The 17,245-nt window shown below is 60.6% G+C and carries 20 protein-coding genes; 14 read left to right on the plus strand and 6 right to left on the minus strand.

The features are described from left to right. The first annotated feature begins 294 nt into the window (after window positions 1–294). Together rhtA and ACM6J5_RS16350 are read left to right on the plus strand one after the other, a co-directional pair. On the plus strand, window positions 295–1,182 hold the full coding sequence (rhtA, locus tag ACM6J5_RS16345) for a threonine/homoserine exporter RhtA (RefSeq protein ID WP_095945815.1): 888 nt from the start codon (window positions 295–297) through the stop codon (window positions 1,180–1,182). Window positions 1,183–1,351: 169 nt separating this feature from the next. Continuing rightward, the gene (locus ACM6J5_RS16350) at window positions 1,352–1,633 is read left to right on the plus strand and encodes a hypothetical protein (protein ID WP_095945816.1); all 282 of its coding nucleotides are present in this window, start codon (window positions 1,352–1,354) and stop codon (window positions 1,631–1,633) included. 14 nt (window positions 1,634–1,647) lie between these two features. Here ACM6J5_RS16350 and ACM6J5_RS16355 read toward each other — a convergent pair whose 3' ends face one another. Beyond that, window positions 1,648–2,208: a TetR/AcrR family transcriptional regulator gene (locus ACM6J5_RS16355; RefSeq protein ID WP_414928971.1), complete on the minus strand. Its 561-nt coding sequence runs from the start codon at window positions 2,206–2,208 to the stop codon at window positions 1,648–1,650. Between the two features lie 93 nt (window positions 2,209–2,301). Here ACM6J5_RS16355 and ACM6J5_RS16360 point away from each other — a divergent pair, with 93 nt between their 5' ends. Beyond that, window positions 2,302–3,030: an SDR family oxidoreductase gene (locus tag ACM6J5_RS16360; RefSeq protein WP_150673632.1), complete on the plus strand. Its 729-nt coding sequence runs from the start codon at window positions 2,302–2,304 to the stop codon at window positions 3,028–3,030. Window positions 3,031–3,066: 36 nt separating this feature from the next. Then, window positions 3,067–3,657, plus strand: a complete 591-nt coding sequence (locus ACM6J5_RS16365) for a 2-hydroxychromene-2-carboxylate isomerase (protein WP_095945819.1) — start codon at window positions 3,067–3,069, stop codon at window positions 3,655–3,657. Here ACM6J5_RS16365 and ACM6J5_RS16370 read toward each other — a convergent pair. After that, complete coding sequence (locus ACM6J5_RS16370; protein ID WP_414928972.1) at window positions 3,654–4,652, minus strand: zinc-dependent alcohol dehydrogenase family protein; 999 nt, start codon at window positions 4,650–4,652, stop codon at window positions 3,654–3,656. The genes ACM6J5_RS16365 and ACM6J5_RS16370 overlap by 4 nt on opposite strands. Before the next feature lie 103 nt (window positions 4,653–4,755). Here ACM6J5_RS16370 and ACM6J5_RS16375 point away from each other — a divergent pair, with 103 nt between their 5' ends. Further along, window positions 4,756–5,673, plus strand: coding sequence for a LysR family transcriptional regulator (locus ACM6J5_RS16375; RefSeq protein ID WP_414928973.1), 918 nt, complete (start codon window positions 4,756–4,758; stop codon window positions 5,671–5,673). Here ACM6J5_RS16375 and ACM6J5_RS16380 read toward each other — a convergent pair. The 4 genes from ACM6J5_RS16380 to ACM6J5_RS16395 all read right to left on the minus strand — a co-directional run bounded on the left by ACM6J5_RS16380 (window position 5,666) and on the right by ACM6J5_RS16395 (window position 9,889). Then, on the minus strand, window positions 5,666–7,474 hold the full coding sequence (locus tag ACM6J5_RS16380; protein ID WP_414928974.1) for an aminopeptidase P family protein: 1,809 nt from the start codon (window positions 7,472–7,474) through the stop codon (window positions 5,666–5,668). The genes ACM6J5_RS16375 and ACM6J5_RS16380 overlap by 8 nt on opposite strands. 65 nt (window positions 7,475–7,539) lie before the next feature. Next, window positions 7,540–8,697 (minus strand): cysteine desulfurase family protein, encoded by a 1,158-nt coding sequence (locus tag ACM6J5_RS16385; protein WP_414928975.1) that lies wholly within the window; start codon window positions 8,695–8,697, stop codon window positions 7,540–7,542. Between the two features lie 206 nt (window positions 8,698–8,903). Further along, entirely contained in the window at window positions 8,904–9,518 is a 615-nt protein-coding gene (locus ACM6J5_RS16390; RefSeq protein WP_007993943.1) for a LysE family translocator, read from the minus strand. Between the two features lie 101 nt (window positions 9,519–9,619). After that, window positions 9,620–9,889, minus strand: coding sequence for a hypothetical protein (locus ACM6J5_RS16395; RefSeq protein WP_150673626.1), 270 nt, complete (start codon window positions 9,887–9,889; stop codon window positions 9,620–9,622). A gap of 282 nt (window positions 9,890–10,171) precedes the next feature. On the opposite strand from ACM6J5_RS16395, the gene ACM6J5_RS16400 reads away from it, so the two are divergent. The 9 genes from ACM6J5_RS16400 to ACM6J5_RS16440 all read left to right on the plus strand — a co-directional run bounded on the left by ACM6J5_RS16400 (window position 10,172) and on the right by ACM6J5_RS16440 (window position 17,166). Beyond that, a complete protein-coding gene (locus ACM6J5_RS16400; RefSeq protein WP_414928976.1) occupies window positions 10,172–10,630 on the plus strand; it encodes a VOC family protein in 459 nt (152 codons plus the stop codon). A 290-nt stretch (window positions 10,631–10,920) separates the two neighbouring features. After that, complete coding sequence (locus ACM6J5_RS16405; RefSeq protein WP_095945824.1) at window positions 10,921–12,123, plus strand: PepSY-associated TM helix domain-containing protein; 1,203 nt, start codon at window positions 10,921–10,923, stop codon at window positions 12,121–12,123. Further along, window positions 12,120–12,662, plus strand: a complete 543-nt coding sequence (locus ACM6J5_RS16410) for a thiamine pyrophosphate-binding protein (RefSeq protein ID WP_095945825.1) — start codon at window positions 12,120–12,122, stop codon at window positions 12,660–12,662. Before ACM6J5_RS16405 ends, ACM6J5_RS16410 begins: the two co-directional genes overlap by 4 nt. Continuing rightward, the gene (locus ACM6J5_RS16415) at window positions 12,659–12,988 is read left to right on the plus strand and encodes a hypothetical protein (protein ID WP_414928977.1); all 330 of its coding nucleotides are present in this window, start codon (window positions 12,659–12,661) and stop codon (window positions 12,986–12,988) included. The genes ACM6J5_RS16410 and ACM6J5_RS16415 overlap by 4 nt, the downstream gene beginning before the upstream one ends. Next, window positions 12,985–13,557: a DUF6162 family protein gene (locus ACM6J5_RS16420; protein WP_414928978.1), complete on the plus strand. Its 573-nt coding sequence runs from the start codon at window positions 12,985–12,987 to the stop codon at window positions 13,555–13,557. Before ACM6J5_RS16415 ends, ACM6J5_RS16420 begins: the two co-directional genes overlap by 4 nt. 35 nt (window positions 13,558–13,592) lie before the next feature. After that, entirely contained in the window at window positions 13,593–14,519 is a 927-nt protein-coding gene (locus tag ACM6J5_RS16425; RefSeq protein WP_095945828.1) for a metal ABC transporter substrate-binding protein, read from the plus strand. Beyond that, complete coding sequence (locus ACM6J5_RS16430; RefSeq protein ID WP_414928979.1) at window positions 14,516–15,364, plus strand: metal ABC transporter ATP-binding protein; 849 nt, start codon at window positions 14,516–14,518, stop codon at window positions 15,362–15,364. The genes ACM6J5_RS16425 and ACM6J5_RS16430 overlap by 4 nt, the downstream gene beginning before the upstream one ends. Next, the gene (locus ACM6J5_RS16435) at window positions 15,364–16,263 is read left to right on the plus strand and encodes a metal ABC transporter permease (RefSeq protein WP_095945830.1); all 900 of its coding nucleotides are present in this window, start codon (window positions 15,364–15,366) and stop codon (window positions 16,261–16,263) included. The genes ACM6J5_RS16430 and ACM6J5_RS16435 overlap by 1 nt, the downstream gene beginning before the upstream one ends. Next, window positions 16,264–17,166, plus strand: coding sequence for a metal ABC transporter substrate-binding protein (locus tag ACM6J5_RS16440; protein WP_414928980.1), 903 nt, complete (start codon window positions 16,264–16,266; stop codon window positions 17,164–17,166). The last annotated feature ends 79 nt before the right edge of the window (window positions 17,167–17,245 follow it).

A 17,245-nucleotide genomic window follows, 5' to 3' on the forward strand; every position in this document is an offset into this window, starting at 1 on the left:
CACGCTGCTGTCAACACCTCTTTTTCAACTCCCTTTCGACTTCGATGAACTGAAGCAACCCACTGCCGAAAACTGCGTAACTCATTGTTTACCAAGGAGTTTTCCGTTTCGACTGCGCCGGAAGTGGGGCGAATTATAGGCCTCCAGAATCTGCCGTCAAGCACTGATTCGGGTTTCTATCGATATGTGCAAAAACACTGCGTATATATAGACGCGCCCGCATGGAATGCGCAGTATATTGCCCAACACAAATAGAAATACCCTTGATTCCTATATTTCGGACGATGCCACGTAATGAATGACCAGCCTCGCAGTCTAGCCTCTACTCTGTTCTCGGTTGGGCTGCTGCTCATAGCCATGGCGTCGATCCAGTCCGGAGCCTCCCTGGCCAAAAGCATGTTCTCCGTTGTCGGCCCTCAGGGGACGACAACATTACGACTGATTTTTGCCAGCGTGATCATGATGCTGATACTGCGTCCATGGCGGGCAAAACTCACGGCAAAATCCCTGCGCACCGTCATCGTCTACGGCATGGCGCTGGGCGGCATGAACTTCCTCTTCTATATGTCATTGCAAACTGTCCCGCTGGGTATCGCAGTGGCGCTTGAATTCACCGGCCCACTGGCGGTGGCAATCTACGCCTCGCGTCGTGCGATCGACTTTTTGTGGATCGCCCTGGCAGCTGCCGGCTTACTGTTACTGATACCGACGGGAGAAGCGACCGCCGGCATTGATCTGGTAGGCGCCGGTTATGCCTTGGGTGCAGGGGTCTGCTGGGCACTGTACATTTTGTTCGGTCAAAAAGCGGGGGCCGACAATGGCGTGCAAACCGCCGCACTGGGGGTAATGATCGCGGCGCTCTTCGTAGCCCCTATCGGTATTGTCCATGCCGGTTCCGCCCTATTGACCCCGTCATTGATTCCTGTGGCCCTGGGCGTCGCCATCCTGTCCACCGCCCTCCCCTACACCCTGGAGATGGTCGCGCTGACCCGCATGCCGGCCAGGACCTTCGGCACCCTGATGAGTATCGAGCCAGCCTTCGGCGCGCTATCCGGCTTGCTGTTCCTTCATGAGTACCTCTCGCTGTCACAATGGATGGCCATCATGTGCATCATTTTGGCATCCGTCGGTGCCACCATGACCATGAGCTCAGCCGCCAGACCAGCAGTAGCGGCAGATTGAAAGCGGATATGACACGGCTCTGGTATTTGCCGCTCAATTAGGCCATGTTTAGCCCCGCACCCCAGAGTCATGCCATGGACCATTTCAGATAGGGATATCGGTACGCGTCAAGCAAAAGCGAATGCAGCCAGACCCGGGCACAAGATCCGGGGACGCTATAAGGACAGTAATGAACCGATTTTTGATACTGGTCGCCGTACTTGCAATTGCAGGCTGCGCAGCGACCTCGGAAACACAGATCAAGCACGGCAAGAAAGGGCTACACATCAACTGTTCCGGATTATCTTCATCCTGGGACAAGTGCTACGCCAGCGCAGCCAACTCCTGCGCGCCCAAGGGATACAAGGTCATCGCCAAGTCGGGGGATGCCGTGGAAGAGCCCGGCGACTACCCATTTGGCCTCAATCCAGCGGGCTATACCAGCCGCAGCATGATTGTCATCTGCAAATAGGCAGGGCCATTGCGTCAGGTTCTCGGACCTGCGATCTGACGGCCGATTTCCTCGTAGCTGGATTTCAGCACTGTGCGCTGGATATCCGGGCTAGCCAGCATGCGCGCCACGACCAGCGCGCCAATGCATTGCGACAGAATCGCCCACGCCAGGCTGTCGCTTTGCAAAACACCCGCCCAACTTTCCTGAAGCCGACAAATCCAGTGCTCTGCCTGTTGGCGGACAGTCAGGTCGGAACGGGCAATTTCCGCCCCCAAGGCCGGTAGCGCACAACCGGTTTCCGGACTCTCGACGTGAGACATGCTCAGGTACTGTTTCAAGCAGCGCTCAAGCTTGTCACGATCCTGCCCGTCCCCCAGTCGCGCCAGACTTTGACCCAACTCACGTTCAACAATGGTTGCGAACAACTCGTCTTTCGACGAGAAGTGGCTATAGAAGGCGCCGCCACTCAAGCCAATCGCTTTCATCAGGCCGTCCACGCCCACCGTTGAAAATCCGGACTTCTTGGCCGATACCGCACTGCTTTCCAGCAGCCTTTGCCTGGTTTCCAGCTTGTGACTGGCCGAATAACGCATTGCCCTTCCCCTTGAATTGCTCACCTTGACGTCTGTCGAATCATAGCATAACGTTCGTTTAGTTAACGATCGTTTACCAAAAGGGATCTACCCATGAATAACAAGAAGGTCGTACTGGTCGTCGGTGCAGGTGATGCCACGGGCGGCGCCATTGCCAAGCGTTTTGCCCAAGAGGGTTTTGTCGCCTGCGTCACCCGCCGCAGTGCGGACAAGCTCCAGCCACTGGTGGATGCCATCAAGGCCGATGGTGGCGAGGCACACGGTTTCGCCTGCGACGCCCGCAAGGAAGACGATGTGGTGGCACTGGTCGAGCAGATCGAAAGCGAGGTCGGCCCCATCGAGGCATTCGTGTTCAACATCGGCGCCAACGTGCCGTGCAGCATTCTCGAAGAAACCGCCCGCAAGTATTTCAAGATCTGGGAAATGGCCTGCTTCTCGGGGTTTCTCAATGCGCGGGAAGTGGCCATACGCATGGCCAAGCGCCAGCGGGGCACAATCCTGTTCACAGGTGCCACTGCAGGCCTGCGTGGCGCAGCCGGGTTCGCCGCATTTGCCGGTGCCAAGCACGGCATTCGTGCACTGGCGCAAAGCATGGCCCGAGAGCTCGGACCGATGAATATTCACGTTGCCCATGTCGTCGTCGACGGCGCCATCGATACCGACTTCATCCGTGACAGCTTCCCCGAGAAATACGCGACCAAGGATCAGGACGGCATCCTCAACCCCGAACACATTGCCGAGAATTACTGGTACCTGCACAGCCAGCCCCGCGACGCCTGGACTTTCGAACTGGACCTGCGCCCCTGGAGCGAACGCTGGTAAGCCCTCCCCTACAACAATAAGCAGAGCGCACCGAACATGAGCAAAACCGTGGAATTCCTTTTTGACCTGGGCAGCCCCACCACTTACCTGGCCTATACCCAGTTACCTGCAATCTGCGAGCAAACCGACAGCCAGCTGATCTACATCCCGATCCTGCTCGGCGGTGTGTTCAAGGCCACCGGCAACGCCTCCCCGGCGACCATTCCGGCCAAGGGTCGCCACATGATTCAGGACCTGGACCGCTTTGCCCGGCGCTATGACGTGCCACTGAAGTTCAATCCGCACTTCCCGATCAACACTCTCGTGCTGATGCGTGCCGTGACCGGCATTCAGTTGCACCAACCCGAGCGTTTTTTTGCCTTCATTGACTGCCTGTTCAAGGCCCTATGGGTCGACGGCCGCAACCTCAATGACCCGGCAACCGTGGCGGCGGTGCTGAGCGACAACGGTTTCGATCCCAATGAGGTGCTGGCACTGACCGCCGACGAAACAGTCAAGGCAACGCTCAAGGACAACACCGAGAAAGCAGTGCAGCGCGGCGTATTCGGCGTGCCAAGCATGTTTGTCGATAACCAGCTGTACTTCGGCCAGGATCGACTGGACTTCGTGCTCGAGGCCCTGAGTTAAATCTCGACCACCAACCGCCCCTTTGCCGCTCCTGACAAGAGCAGTACATGGGCGGCTTCCGCCGATTCCAACGTGAACGAGTGCGGGTCAAGCAATGGCGCGAGCTTGCCCGCTTCAATCAACTGCGCCGCCTCGTGCAGAATCTCGCCGTGATGCTCACGCCCCTTGCCGGTCAGGAGCGGCAGCAAAGTGAAGACACCGGAGTAAGTCGCCCCGCGAAAGGAAAGCGGTGCCAGGCTGTGCTGCCCCCACCCCAGGCAACTGAGCACATGACCGTGATACATCCGTGCCGCCTTGAATGACGCATCCAGCGTTTCCCCCCCTACTGTGTCATAGACAATGTCGAAGCCCTCACCGGCCGTATGCTCAGCCACATAATCTTCAACCGAAGACTTGCGGTAATCGATAAAGGTCGCGCCGAACCCTTCGATAATCGACTGCTGCCCGGCAGAACCCGTGGCAAAAACTTCTGCGCCAAAAGCGCGGGCGATTTGCACCGCGACATGGCCAACGCCACCGGCGCCGCCATGAATCAATACCGTCTGCCCGGATCGAACGCGCGCCCGGTCCACCAGGCCTTCCCAAGCCGTAATAAGCACCAGCGGCAATCCGGCAGCCTCCCGCATGCTCAAATTGTGCGGCTTGCGAGCCAACAGTCGCGCATCGACCGTCGCGTACTCGGCCAATGAACCTTGAATACCACCAATACCGGTGGCCATGGCATACACCTCGTCCCCCGGCAACCAGCCACTGACACCCTCCCCCAACGCCTCCACGGTTCCGGCCAGATCCATCCCCACTATCGCCGGCAATGGTTGAGCCGCATGGGCCGCCTGCCCGGAGCGGATTTTGCCGTCCAGCGGATTGACACCGCTGGCCTTGATCCTGACCAGTACCTGCCCCGCCTGCGGCACGGGCCGCGCAACGGAAACCAAACGTAACGGCGCATTGGCCGAGTCGACCATCAGAGCGCGCATATTCAGTGAGTCAGTCATTTCGCCATGCCCCATCAGAAGTGGATGTGGGGCCATCTTGCCTCGCTCAATTCATGCCGATAAGACGCTATATCGCTATAGTGACCATTCCACTACAGCATCAATGAGCGATCCCGTGGACAAACTCAATGCAATGGCGATTTTCGTGCGGGTGGTCGAACGGGGCAGTTTTTCCGCGGTTGCCCGGGAGTTGCAGACCAGCCAGCCGACCATCAGTAAAGTGCTGCAGGCACTGGAAACCCGATTGGGCGGAAAGCTGATTGCCCGCAGTACCCGCAAGCTGTCCCTGACGAACGAAGGTCAGCGCTACTACAACGAATGCCGACTCATCCTCGCCGCCGTGGACGCGGCGGAACATAGCTTTCAATCCGGTCGGGAAAGGGTCGCCGGACCGTTGAAAATTGGCTCGTCGATCAGTTTCGGACGCTTGCAGATCGCCCCCCGCTTGCCGGACTTTCTCAAACACTACCCTGACGTGCAGATCGACCTGCAACTGAGCGATCAAAACCAGGATCTGGTCAGCGAAGGGCTGGACGTCACTTTCCGGATCGGAGCCCTGAACGACAGTGGCCTGATCGCTCGCCTTGTCGGTAGCACCCACCGTGTGACCGTCGCCTCCCCTGACTACCTCAGGCAAAACGGCCAACCGCAGACACCGAAGGAACTGGGCGGGCACAACTGCCTGATGTTCAACCTGTTGAGCAGTCAAAACCTGTGGCTGTACACAAAAGACGCCCAACGCCACGAAGTGCGGATCAAGGGCAATGCGCAGAGCAACAATTCCGAGGCGATCCGCGAAATGGTGCTGGGGGGATTGGGGATTGCGTTGTCACCGGTGTGGCTATTCAGCGAAGATCTGAGCGCCGGCCGGGTGAGCGCGATTTTGCAGGACTACAGTACGTTGTCGCTGCCAATTTATGCCGTATCCCCGGCGAATCGTCGCCAATCCGCCAGGGTCAAAGCCTTTGTCGACTACATGGCTCAAGCGCTGGAAAAAGCACCTGAGCTTCACATCAGATAGCCGCAGTACGGGTATTCAGCCACTCCAGCGCGGCACCTTCGACCAACGGACTCAGGCGCTCGCGCACTTCAGCGTGGTAGGCGTTGAACCACTGCTTTTCCTCGTCCGACAGCAGCGAAGTTTCCAGGCAGCGCGTATCGATCGGGCACAGGGTCAGGGTTTCGAACTTGAGGAACTCGCCAAATTCGCTTTTGCCTGCCTCACGGTTCATCGCCAGGTTTTCGATCCGCACCCCCCAACGACCCGGACGATAGGTGCCCGGTTCAATGGACGTGATCATGCCCGGTTGCATCGCGGTTTGCGGTGCAGGTGCGGCCTGATAAGCGATGACTTGCGGACCTTCGTGGACGTTCAGGAAGTAGCCGACGCCATGACCCGTGCCGTGACCGTAGTCGACACTTTCCGCCCAGATGGGCGCACGGGCGATGGCATCGAGCAGCGGCGACAGGATGCCTTTCGGGAACTGCGCGCGGGATAAGGCAATCACGCCCTTGAGCACGCGGGTGCAATCGCGCTTTTGCTCATCGGTCGGTGTGCCCACCGCAACCATCCGCGTGATGTCGGTGGTGCCGCCCAGGTACTGGCCGCCGGAGTCGATTAGCAGCAGGCCGTCCCCTTCGATCACCGCGTGCTCTTCTTCGGTGGCATGGTAGTGCGGCATCGCGCCATTGGCGTTGAACGCGGCGATGGTGTTGAAACTCAGCGACACATAATCCGGACGACGCTCACGGGCGGCGGTGAGTTTTTCGTCGATGGTCAGTTCGGTGATGCGCTCGCGCCCCAGTGCCGAGTCCAGCCAGGCGAAGAATTCGCACAGCGCTGCGCCGTCCTGTTCCATGGCCTGACGGATGTGTTCGGCATCGGCCAGGCTTTTTTGCGATTTGGCCAGGGTGGTCGGGTTCAGGCCTTCGATCAGCTTCACCCCGCTGTCGAGGTTATCCAGCAACCCCGCCGTGACCCGCGCCGGGTCGACCTGCAGGCTCGCACCGCTCGGCACGGCGCGCAGTGCGGCGGCGACCTCGCTGTAATCGCGTAAGGTCACGCCGTCCTGTTCGAGGATGACGCGCAGCTCGGCACTGACTTTGCTCAAGGCGACAAACAGCGTGGCCTGTTGCTGATTGATCAAGGCGAAAGAAACAAACACAGGGTTGAACGACACGTCGCCGCCACGCAGGTTGAACAGCCAGGCGATGTCATCCAGGGTGGCGATGAAATGCCAGTCGGCACCTCGCGCCTGAAGGGTTTCACGCAGTTTGGCGAGTTTTTCCCCACGGCTGACGGTCGCCTGTGGCGGCAGGTGCTGATAGATCGGTTCGTTCGGCAGGCCCGGGCGATCGCTCCAGACGCCGCTCAACAGGTCGATGTCGGTGCGCAGGCGGGCGCCACGCTCTTCAAGTTTGCCGCCCAGGGTCCGTGCCGATGCCACGGCCATGACCGCGCCATCGACCGCGACAACGCCGCCCTCGGGGGTTTGCTCGGCCAGCCATTCCAGTGGCCCGGGTTGACCCGGTTGCAGCTTGACCAGATCAATGCCGCTGCCCTTGAGCTCCTTGCTCGCCTGCTCCCAATAACGGCTATCGGCCCAGACGCCGGCAAAGTCCGGGGTCACGATCAGGGTGCCGACTGAACCATGGAAACCCGACAACCACTGGCGCCCTTGCCAATAGCCCGGCAGGTATTCGGACAGGTGCGGATCGGCCGACGGCACCAGCAAGGCGTGAATGCCCTCCCGGCTCATCAGTTCGCGGGTTTGCGCCAGGCGCTGGGGCACCGATCCATTGATCGAAAGCTGCGTATTCATCGTGTCTCCTGCTAATCACTTGTTCATTATTGTTGAGTGCCGATCAACGTCGGCGCTTCGTCGCCCTATTGCCAGAATGCCGGAGCACTGGCGCAGGCTGCCTTGATCAGTTGAACCGCCTGGTCGATGTCCTGCTCGGTGGTGAAGCGCCCGAGGCTCAAGCGGATGGTGCGACTGGCCGAACGGGCATCGTGCCCCAAGGCAAGCAGTACATGGGATGGGGTATTGCTCGCGGAATTGCAGGCCGAGGTCGCGGAAAATGCGATCGAGGCCAGCAATGCCGCCGGGTTGAACTCGCCTTCGCTGAAGGTCAGGCTCAGGGTATGGGGAATGCGCCGGGTCGGGCTGCCGTTGAGACGCACGCCGGGAACACGTTGCAATTGCTCGAGCAAGCGTTCACGCAAACGCACGATAGTGGCTTTCTCTTCATCGAACGCAGCCGCCGCCAGTGCAAAGGCCGCGCCCATGGCCACGATCTGATGGGTCGCCAGCGTGCCGGAACGCAAACCGCCCTCATGCCCGCCGCCATGGATCTGCGCCTGCAAACGCTGTTGTGCTCGCGGACCGACGTACAACGCGCCGATGCCTTTGGGGCCATAGAGCTTGTGCGCGGAAAACGACATCAGGTCCACGGGCCACTGCGCGAGGTCGATCGCCACTTTGCCCGCGCCCTGTGCGGCGTCGACATGAAACAACGCCCCGCGATCACGCACGACCTGACCGATGGCGGGAATATCGTTGAGGGTGCCCAGTTCGTTGTTGACCAGCATCAGCGACACCAGGAAGGTGTCCTCGCGCATGGCTTCGCTGACCGCTTGCGCAGTGATCAGGCCCTCGGCGTCCGGCACCAGATAAGTCACCGCGACACCGGCTTCCTGCAGTTGCTTCGCAGTATCGAGAATGGCCTTGTGTTCGATCTGGCTGGTGATGATATGGCCGCCGCCAGTGCCGCGGGCCTGGGTCACGCCTTTGAGCGCAAGGTTGTTGGATTCGGTGGCGCCGGAAGTCCAGACGATCTGCCCGGGTGTCGCGCCGACCAGTTCGGCGACCTGGCGTCGCGCCTGTTCGACCGATTGCCGGGCCTGCTGGCCGAAGACGTGGGAGCTGGAGGCCGGGTTGCCGAAGTTGCCGGTAAAGCCCAGACACTCGACCATTACCTTGATGACCCGCTCATCCACCGGCGTGGTGGCGGCGTAATCGAAATACAACGGACGTTTATTCATATAAGACTCGCAGAGCGTGTTCCGGGATCAGGAAGCGCGTGACTGCAAACGGCAAAGCGCAGCCTTGTGAGCTGCGCGCTGTTTTCAGAACGCTACCAATACCTGATCGGATGCCGTTAAAGAAGAATTACTTCATTTAAAAGTGCGTAGGAACGCTCCTGAAAAGTCAGCTTAACAGGCATCGGGCAACCGGTTGAAGCAATGCATCAGCTAAAGCTTTCGAGCAACAGCGGATACAGCGAACCCACGAGCAACGCGGCCATGCCCCAATTGAACAGACGCAGCCAGCGGCGATCCTTCAGAACGTTGCGCAACAGCGTGCCGCAAGCGGCCCAGACACCGACACTCGGCAGGTTGATGATCGCAAAGACGGCCGCGATCACGATCACATTAGTGAAGTAACCCTGCATCGGCGTGTAGGTGCTGATAGCGCCAATGGCCATGATCCAGGCCTTGGGATTGACCCACTGGAACGCGGCGGCGCCCAGATAGCTGATCGGTTTCGCCTCGCCCTGCTGACTCTCCGACATGGGCCCGGAATGGGCGATTTTCCACGCCAGGTACAGCAAATACGCCGCCCCCACATAACGCAGCACCGTGTAGAGCAAAGGGTAAGTCTGGAACACCGCGCCAAGGCCAAAACCGACCGCCACCACCAGTACGAAGAAGCCACAAGTGATGCCGAGCATGTGCGGAATTGTGCGGTTGAAGCCGAAGTTCACCCCGGATGCCAGCAACATGGTGTTGTTCGGGCCGGGGGTGATTGAAGTAACGAGAGCAAACAGGGCGAAGCCCAGCAGCAGGTCAAGAGAGAGCGTCATGGGTGGCAGTCCGTCAGGGTCGGTCAGGTGTTGACCCTATCGCACACCCAGAGCGAAACCCATGGACAGTTACGCGAAACTTGGAGCAGTACAGTTTCGCCTCAGCTTGGACGGCCGTGCAGCTGTACAGATCGCCCAGCGTTCATTTCACCCTGGTTGTCGAAGTTGAACGACTTTTGCGGCTGGCCAAGCAGTTCGGCTTTTTTAGCGTGGTATTCGTCGAAGGACAGGCCGCGGCGGTTCAGCGCTTCCAGTGCCAGTTCCTTGCTTTCTTCAGCCGTGTAAGGCCGAAGTTCAGGGGAAACATGGCTGGCACATCCGGCGAGTACGGAGACGGCGAGCACCAGCAAAGTAGCAATCATCGGTTTCATTTTGGCGTCCTGGCGACTGGGTTAGAGGCAATGAACACAGGCTACCCGCGCCTCCCGGGCAGCAGAAATCAACGCTTTCAATAGTGGCTATCAAGAAATGGCGATCATTGTCGATGTGCCGGGGAACGCGAGCTGGAGACGCACGGGTTGGAGCTGATGGCAGTTGAATGGCATTGCTGCTCGTCGGGCACTCGGTGAAGCGAAAGAGGCTGACCTATATTTATTCGGTCGTATAACGGCAGAGGTACTTCTATTCACACATCCGGAACAGGGAGATCCATCATGAGCGTCAAACCCATTCCAGAGGGGTATCACAGCGTCACCCCCTATCTGGGCATCAAAAAAGCCGCCGAAGCCATCGCCTTCTACAAAAAAGCCTTCGGCGCCATTGAAATCATGCGTCTGGACATGCCCGATGGCGGTGTCGGCCACGCCGAACTGCGCATCGGCGATTGCCCGATCATGCTCGGCACACCGTGCGATCAAGGGCCGCTGAGCAACCCGGACAATTCACCGTCCGTGGGTCTGCATTTGTACGTGTCGGATGTCGACAAGTCCTACAAACAGGCGATCGATGCCGGCGCAACCGTTGTATCGGAGGTCAAGGATCAGTTTTACGGTGACCGTTCGGGCACCTTGAAAGATCCCTACGGGCACCTGTGGTTCCTGGCCACGCACAAGGAAGACCTGACTCAGGAACAGATCGAGCAACGGGCGCAGGAGATGTTTCAGCAAGGTTAAAATTGTTGGTGTCGGAGCGGGCCTCTTCGCGAGCAGGCTCGCTCCCACAAGGGGCACCGCCTTCAACAGCACCGCCGACTTGCCAATCACTTGCGCAAGCATGCCCGCCCCTGACCTGTCGGCAATGAGAAACATTTTCTTTCATTTCCCCTTTCGGGATTTCCCCTGCTCATCCGTCCTACATAGATGCAGTCCTTTCGCGTAGGCAAAAGCCACGACTGGACCTTCAGCGCGCTCAGCCCTGCGAAGCCCGTAGCCGAGTTGCGTCTCATCTAGCCAAGACCTCCAACATGTCAAAGAAGTCCCGTTCAAAAATCTGGTTCCTGGTCCATAGCTGGCTGGCATTGCCGATCTGGTTTTTTGTGCTGATCGTCTGTGTAACCGGAACCCTGGCCGTCATCAGCCAGGAGATCGTCTGGCTGGCCAACCCGCCAATGCGCGCCAGCCAACCCTCGGACGATGCTCCGCTGCTCAGCTACCAGCAGGTCATCGAGGCCATCAACAGGGCCGAGCCGCAGACCGTGGTGCAGAGCATCAGTCGCCCCGACGAATCGCACTTCGCCCTGGATGTCGAAGTCAGCTACCCCGACGGGCGCTCTGTGGTGATTTATGTCAATCCGTACAGCGGCGTGATCCAGGGTGTCGCACCGGAGTTCAACTTCCGCGCCTTCACCCGCGCGCTGCACGCTTGGTGGCTGGTGCCGTTCACCAATGGTTACAGTTGGGGCTGGTACCTGGTGTCGTTTCTCGGTTTGCCCTTGCTGGCTTCGCTGATCACCGGGCTGGTGGTCTACAAACGCTTCTGGAAAGGCTTCTTCCGTCCGACCCTGCGCCTTCGCCACGGCGCGCGGATTTTCTGGGGCGACTTTCATCGCTTGAGCGGCATCTGGTCGATCTGGTTCATCGCGGTGATTTCCGTCACCGGCACCTGGTTCCTGATCCAGGCAGTGCTGTCCGACAACCAGATTTCCATTTCCACGGAAAAGATCATCCCGGCGATGTCCCGCGAAGCGGTGCCGCTGTCGCCCAATGGCTCGCCCCCGCCGCGTATCGACCTCGACCGCGCGGTTGAAATCGCCACACAGAAAATTTCCGGGCTGGAAGCCAGTTTCGTCAGCCTGCCGGGCAATGCCTACAGCCACTTGGATGTCGGCGGACGCGGTTGGTATCCATTGATGTTCCAGACCGCCACGATCAACCCGTACAACGGCGAAATCGCCGCCTCGCGCCTGATTTCGGACCGTTCGCCCCTGGAGTTCGTCACCGAATCCATGCGCCCGCTGCACACCGGCGATTTCGGCGGACTGTGGATCAAGCTGATCTGGGCGTTCTTCGGCCTGCTGCTGAGCATGATGGTGCTCAGCGGTCTGCTGATCTGGACCAAGCGCACGGCGCTGGCCACCGCCAATGCCTTCAAACGCAGTAGCAAGAAACAGCGCGACACCGCGGCGCAAGCGGCCACGAACCACGAAGTGTCAGAGGTCGACCTGTGAGCCAAGACATTGCGGCCCCGCAACCCTCGCGCCTGAATGTGTTCTGGCACAGATGGCGCTTTCACCTGAACGTCCTGTTGCTGCTGATCCCACTCGGTTTCATGCCCAAGTACTTCGCCGACGAGGCATTGATGCGCGGCGACAGTGGCCTTGGCGAACGGGAAGTCGGCGAAGTCCGGGTCGGCCCCTGGAGCCTGCGCCTGGCGGAATTGCGCAACTCAGCCCCGATGCTCGAAGGCCCCGCCGGCTTCATGAAGGGTTTCAACGCCGCGCTGTGCGAGGCCTGTATCGACCAGGTCAAGGCCACTTACCTGCGCATCGGCAAGCCCCGCAGCCTGCGCGCCGCCGGGGTGATTTTCTTCGGCGCCCCGTACCGCATGGGCGCTTCGCTGCCCGTCCCGGAAAAGACCACGGCCGATGCCGAACTGTGGATCACCATGGAAGGCTGGGACGGCGCCATGCATCAGGCATCCATTCCTTTGAGCCAGGCCTCCCCCGCCACCATCGCCTGGTTGAACAAACAAGGAGGCAAACCATGATCAACCCTCTTCGCTCGCTCAACCCCCTGTTGCTGGTGCTCTGCGCCGGTTTCAGTGCCAGCGCCCTGGCCCACAACCCGATGTGCGAATGCAAGGCCATCGACGCCGAACAAATCAAGTGCACCGGCGGTTTTTCCGACGGCAGCGGTGCTCCGGGCGTGACCCTCGATGTGATCGGCTACGACGAAACCATTCTGGTGCCGGGCAAGCTCGGGCCTGATTCGTCCCTGACCTTCAAGAAGCCCGGCGCCGAGTTCTATGTGCTGTTCGATGCCGGCCCCGGTCACGTCGTGGAAATCGACCAGGCGGACATCGAGGCGCCATGAGCACTCCAACGACCCAAGTCGTGCGCCCGGCCGGTGCCGGTCACGAAACCCTCTACGTTCTGCTGCTGTGCCTGATGATCCTGGCGGTCGCAGGTACCGTGGTGCTCTGGCGCGGTGAATCCCATGAGGTGAGCAGCGTCAGCAGCCATCAACTGGATGCGCGCCGTGACCTCAGTGCATCCGAGCAAGGTATCTACGCCGATCTGCGGGTGACGCTGGACGAGATCCATTTGCTGCTCCAGGAACAGCAAGCGCTGCCGACACCCGAGGCGCTGGCCGAGGAAGGGTTTGCGCCGTTTGCCCGGGACGCCAGCTCCGTCAGCCGGGGCGGCCATGCCTGGCAATTGCTCGACGCCAAGGCCTATTTCGGCCAGAGCCGAACACCGACGGTCGCCGGTTCTTTCCTGATGCGCCTGGCCGCAGCCAATGATGCACCGGACATCTGGCTCAACCGCGCCAGCACGCTCACGGCACCGGCCGACCTCAGCGACGCCGCGCTCGAAAGCGCCGGCTGGCAGCAGGTCATCGCGCAATTCGATGCCGGCGTGACCCGCCAGCACCGGCACTGAACCCTCGCCTTTTTCCGAGAGAAGACCGCTTTCCCATGCCCAATTCATCTCACCGTTGTTTTTTACGCCTGCTGCTGGTCGGCTTGCTCGCCTGCCTGCTGCCCTCACTGGCCAGCGCTGATGAAGTCAAGCGTCTGCGCATCGGCATCACCCTGCACCCTTACTACAGCTACGTGGCGAACATCGTCGGCGACAAGGCTGAGGTGGTGCCGCTGATTCCGGCCGGTTTCAACCCGCATGCCTACGAACCCCGCGCCGAAGACATCAAGCGCATCAGCGGGCTGGACGTGATCGTGCTCAATGGCGTCGGTCATGATGATTTCGCCGATCGCATGATCGCCGCCAGCGAAACCCCAAAGGTCCCGGTGATCGAAGCCAACGAAAACGTACCGCTGCTGGCCGCCACCGGCGTGGCCGCACGCGGCGCCGGTAAAGTGGTGAACCCCCACACGTTCCTGTCGATCAGCGCCTCCATCGCCCAGGTCAACAACATCGCCCGGGAGCTGGGCAAGCTCGACCCGGTCAATGCCAAGACCTATACCGAGAACGCCCGCGCCTACGGCAAGCGCCTGCGCAAGATGCGCGCCGACGCCCTGGCCAAACTGACCCAGGCACCGAACGCCGAACTGCGGGTGGCCACGGTGCATGCCGCCTACGACTACCTGCTGCGCGAATTCGGCCTGGAAGTGACGGCCGTGGTCGAACCGGCCCATGGCATCGAGCCGAGCCCGAGCCAGCTGAAAAAAACCATCGATCAACTGCGTGAGCTGGACGTGAAGGTGATCTTCTCGGAGATGGACTTTCCTTCCACTTACGTCGACACCATCCAACGCGAATCCGGGGTGAAGCTGTATCCGCTGTCGCACATTTCCTACGGCGAATACACCGCCGACAAGTACGAAAAGGAAATGACCGGCAACCTCGACACCGTGGTGCGGGCGATTCAGGAGTCGGGCGCATGACTTCAAAAGAAACACTAATCGCCCGAGACGCCGAAAACCCTGCGGGAGCCAGCCTGCTGGCGAAGGCGTCCGACCAGCCAACATCTTCCTTGAATGACACAGCGCAATCGCGAGCAGGCTCGCTCCTACAGGGGGCGGGGCCGACGCTGGATTTTGCTGACATCAGCCTGACGCTGGGGCGCACGACGATCCTCGACAAGGTGACCTTCCAGGTCCGCCCCGGCGCCGTGCACGCACTGGTCGGCCCCAACGGCGGTGGCAAGAGTTCGCTGATCAAGACCCTGCTCGGGCAGATGCCGCATCAGGGCCGCTTGAGCCTGCAATGGCCTGCGGTGCCTGGGACCATCGGTTATGTGCCACAGGCGCTGGAGTTCGACCGGGGCTTGCCGATGACCGTCGACGATTTCATGGCTGCCATGTGCCAGCGTCGCCCGGCCTTTCTCGGTTTGAGCAAACACTACGCGGCGGCGATTGGCGAGGCGCTGGAGCGGGTCGGCATGCAGGACAAGCGCAAACGCCGCATGGGCGCGCTGTCCGGCGGCGAACGGCAACGGGTGTTGCTGGCCCAGGGACTGATTCCGTCTCCGCAATTGCTGGTGCTCGATGAGCCGATGTCGGCCCTCGATGAAGCCGGCATCCGGGTATTCGAACGCTTGCTCGGCGACTGGCGAGCGGCGGACATCACCGTGCTGTGGATCGAGCACGATCTGGAAGCGGTCGGGCGCCTGGCCGATCACGTCACCGGGCTCAATCGCCGGGTGTTGTTCGACACCACGCCGCAACAGGCGCTGACACCGGAGCGCCTGTTGACGCTGTTCTCGACGCACCCACGGAGCCTTGCCTGATGAGTTACGAAGCTTTTCGCCTGATGGTCCAGGGCTGGGCGTCGTCGGGTTATCTGCCCGAGGCGCTGGCCTATGGGTTCGTGGTCAACGCCTTGATCGCCGGGCTGCTGATCGGCCCGGTGCTGGGCGGCCTGGGCACGCTGGTGGTGGTCAAGCGCTTCGCGTTTTTCTCCGAGGCGGTCGGTCATGCCGCGTTGACCGGCGTGGCCATCGGCATCCTGCTCGGCGAACCCTACACCGGACCTTACGGCAGCCTGTTCGGCTACTGCCTGTTGTTCGGCATCCTGCTCAATTACCTGCGCAACCGCACCGGCCTGGCGCCGGACACCTTGATCGGTGTGTTTCTCTCGGTGTCGCTCGCCCTGGGCGCGAGCCTGCTGCTGATTCTGGCGGGCAAGATCAACGTGCACATCCTGGAAAACGTGCTGTTCGGCTCGGTGCTGACGGTCAACGGCAATGACCTGTTGGTGCTGGCCATCGTCGGTTCGCTGGTCATGGCCCTGGCCTTGCCTTTGTACAACCGCATCATGCTCGCCAGTTTCAACCCGCAACTGGCCGCGGTGCGCGGGGTGGCGGTGAAAACCCTGGATTACCTGTTCGTGATTCTGGTGACGCTGATCACCGTCGCCGCCGTGAAGGTCATCGGTGCAATTCTGGTGGGCGCCCTGCTGGTGATTCCGGCCGCCGCGGCACGCCTGCTCAGCCAATCGCTGAAGGGCTTTTTCTGGTGTTCGGTGCTGATCGCCACGGTCAGCACCCTGTGCGGGATTCTCGCGCCGATCATCTTCGACCTGCCGATCCCGTCCGGTGCCGCGATCATCCTCGTGGCCGGTATCGCCTTCGCCCTGGCCGCCCTCGCGCGCGGCGTCGTCCCCAGCCTTAAAGGGAACCTTGGATAAATGACTTTTTCACTGCGTCAACTGACCCTCGCCGTTGCTCTGTGTGGGCTGGCGACAACGGCCATCGCCGCCGACAACAGCAAACCGCTGCGGGTGCTGGCCTCCTTGCCGATTACCTATGGGCTGGGTGAAGTTTTGCTCAAGGGCACCGATGTCAGCCTCGAACGCGCAGCCCCGGCCAACCTGCCCGGCAGCCGCCAGACCGCCTACTTCACCGGCCGTGGCGCCCCGGCGTTGGCCAAGCTGGCGGACAGTGCCGATGCGGTGATCGGCCTGCGCTCACTGTGGCCGGATGACCCGCTGTACCCGATCTCCCGGCGCAGCAATATCCGCATCGTCGAAGTCGACGCTGCCCGCCCGGTGGACGGCGCCCTGCCCGGTATTGCCGTGCAACCCGGTAACAAGATCGACGGGTTGAACAGTCAACCGTGGTTCTCCAGCAATAACATGGGGCGCATGGCCGATGTGATGGCGGCGGACCTGGTACGCCTGGCGCCCGAGGCCAAGCCGAAAATCGAAGCCAACCTGGCAGCGTTGAAACAGCGTTTGCTCAAGCTCAGTGCCGCCAGCGAGGCGCGGCTGGCCAATGCGGACAACCTCAGCGTGATGAGCCTGAGCGATCATTTTGGCTACCTGATTGGCGGCCTCAATCTGGAATTGATCGGCATGGACGCACGCACCGATGCCGAGTGGACACCGGAGGCGCTAAAACTGTTGGGCACAACCCTCAAGGACAATGACGTGGCGGTGGTGCTGCATCACCGGCAGCCGTCGGATGCGCTGAAAGCGGTGATTGCCGGGTCGGGTAGCCGGTTGGTGGTGTTGAGTACCGATGCCGAGGATCCGGTGGCGGAACTGGAGGGGAATGTGGATTTGCTGATCAAGGGACTGAGTGGTGTGTAGCTGAGTTATCGCGAGCAGGCTCGCTCCTACAGGGGATTTTCAGTGGACACCGAACTTGTGCAAATCCGAGATCAAATGT

The organism is Pseudomonas sp. IT-P74 (assembly GCF_949768175.1).
In the GTDB taxonomy this organism is placed as follows: Bacteria; Pseudomonadota; Gammaproteobacteria; order Pseudomonadales; family Pseudomonadaceae; genus Aquipseudomonas.

Excerpts from the sequence above, each read along its gene's own strand:
- ACM6J5_RS16395 (WP_150673626.1), bottom strand. The coding sequence starts at position 9,889 with ATGAAACCGATGATTGCTACTTTGCTGGTGCTCGCCGTCTCCGTACTC.
- ACM6J5_RS16375 (WP_414928973.1), top strand. The coding sequence starts at position 4,756 with ATGAGCGATCCCGTGGACAAACTCAATGCAATGGCGATTTTCGTGCGG.
- ACM6J5_RS16365 (WP_095945819.1), top strand. The coding sequence starts at position 3,067 with ATGAGCAAAACCGTGGAATTCCTTTTTGACCTGGGCAGCCCCACCACT.
- ACM6J5_RS16405 (WP_095945824.1), top strand. The coding sequence starts at position 10,921 with ATGTCAAAGAAGTCCCGTTCAAAAATCTGGTTCCTGGTCCATAGCTGG.
- ACM6J5_RS16415 (WP_414928977.1), top strand. The coding sequence starts at position 12,659 with ATGATCAACCCTCTTCGCTCGCTCAACCCCCTGTTGCTGGTGCTCTGC.
- ACM6J5_RS16425 (WP_095945828.1), top strand. The coding sequence starts at position 13,593 with ATGCCCAATTCATCTCACCGTTGTTTTTTACGCCTGCTGCTGGTCGGC.
- ACM6J5_RS16440 (WP_414928980.1), top strand. The coding sequence starts at position 16,264 with ATGACTTTTTCACTGCGTCAACTGACCCTCGCCGTTGCTCTGTGTGGG.
- rhtA (WP_095945815.1), top strand. The coding sequence starts at position 295 with ATGAATGACCAGCCTCGCAGTCTAGCCTCTACTCTGTTCTCGGTTGGG.
- ACM6J5_RS16350 (WP_095945816.1), top strand. The coding sequence starts at position 1,352 with ATGAACCGATTTTTGATACTGGTCGCCGTACTTGCAATTGCAGGCTGC.
- ACM6J5_RS16370 (WP_414928972.1), bottom strand. The coding sequence starts at position 4,652 with ATGACTGACTCACTGAATATGCGCGCTCTGATGGTCGACTCGGCCAAT.
- ACM6J5_RS16360 (WP_150673632.1), top strand. The coding sequence starts at position 2,302 with ATGAATAACAAGAAGGTCGTACTGGTCGTCGGTGCAGGTGATGCCACG.
- ACM6J5_RS16430 (WP_414928979.1), top strand. The coding sequence starts at position 14,516 with ATGACTTCAAAAGAAACACTAATCGCCCGAGACGCCGAAAACCCTGCG.
- ACM6J5_RS16390 (WP_007993943.1), bottom strand. The coding sequence starts at position 9,518 with ATGACGCTCTCTCTTGACCTGCTGCTGGGCTTCGCCCTGTTTGCTCTC.
- ACM6J5_RS16420 (WP_414928978.1), top strand. The coding sequence starts at position 12,985 with ATGAGCACTCCAACGACCCAAGTCGTGCGCCCGGCCGGTGCCGGTCAC.
- ACM6J5_RS16355 (WP_414928971.1), bottom strand. The coding sequence starts at position 2,208 with ATGCGTTATTCGGCCAGTCACAAGCTGGAAACCAGGCAAAGGCTGCTG.
- ACM6J5_RS16380 (WP_414928974.1), bottom strand. The coding sequence starts at position 7,474 with ATGAATACGCAGCTTTCGATCAATGGATCGGTGCCCCAGCGCCTGGCG.
- ACM6J5_RS16435 (WP_095945830.1), top strand. The coding sequence starts at position 15,364 with ATGAGTTACGAAGCTTTTCGCCTGATGGTCCAGGGCTGGGCGTCGTCG.
- ACM6J5_RS16400 (WP_414928976.1), top strand. The coding sequence starts at position 10,172 with ATGAGCGTCAAACCCATTCCAGAGGGGTATCACAGCGTCACCCCCTAT.
- ACM6J5_RS16385 (WP_414928975.1), bottom strand. The coding sequence starts at position 8,697 with ATGAATAAACGTCCGTTGTATTTCGATTACGCCGCCACCACGCCGGTG.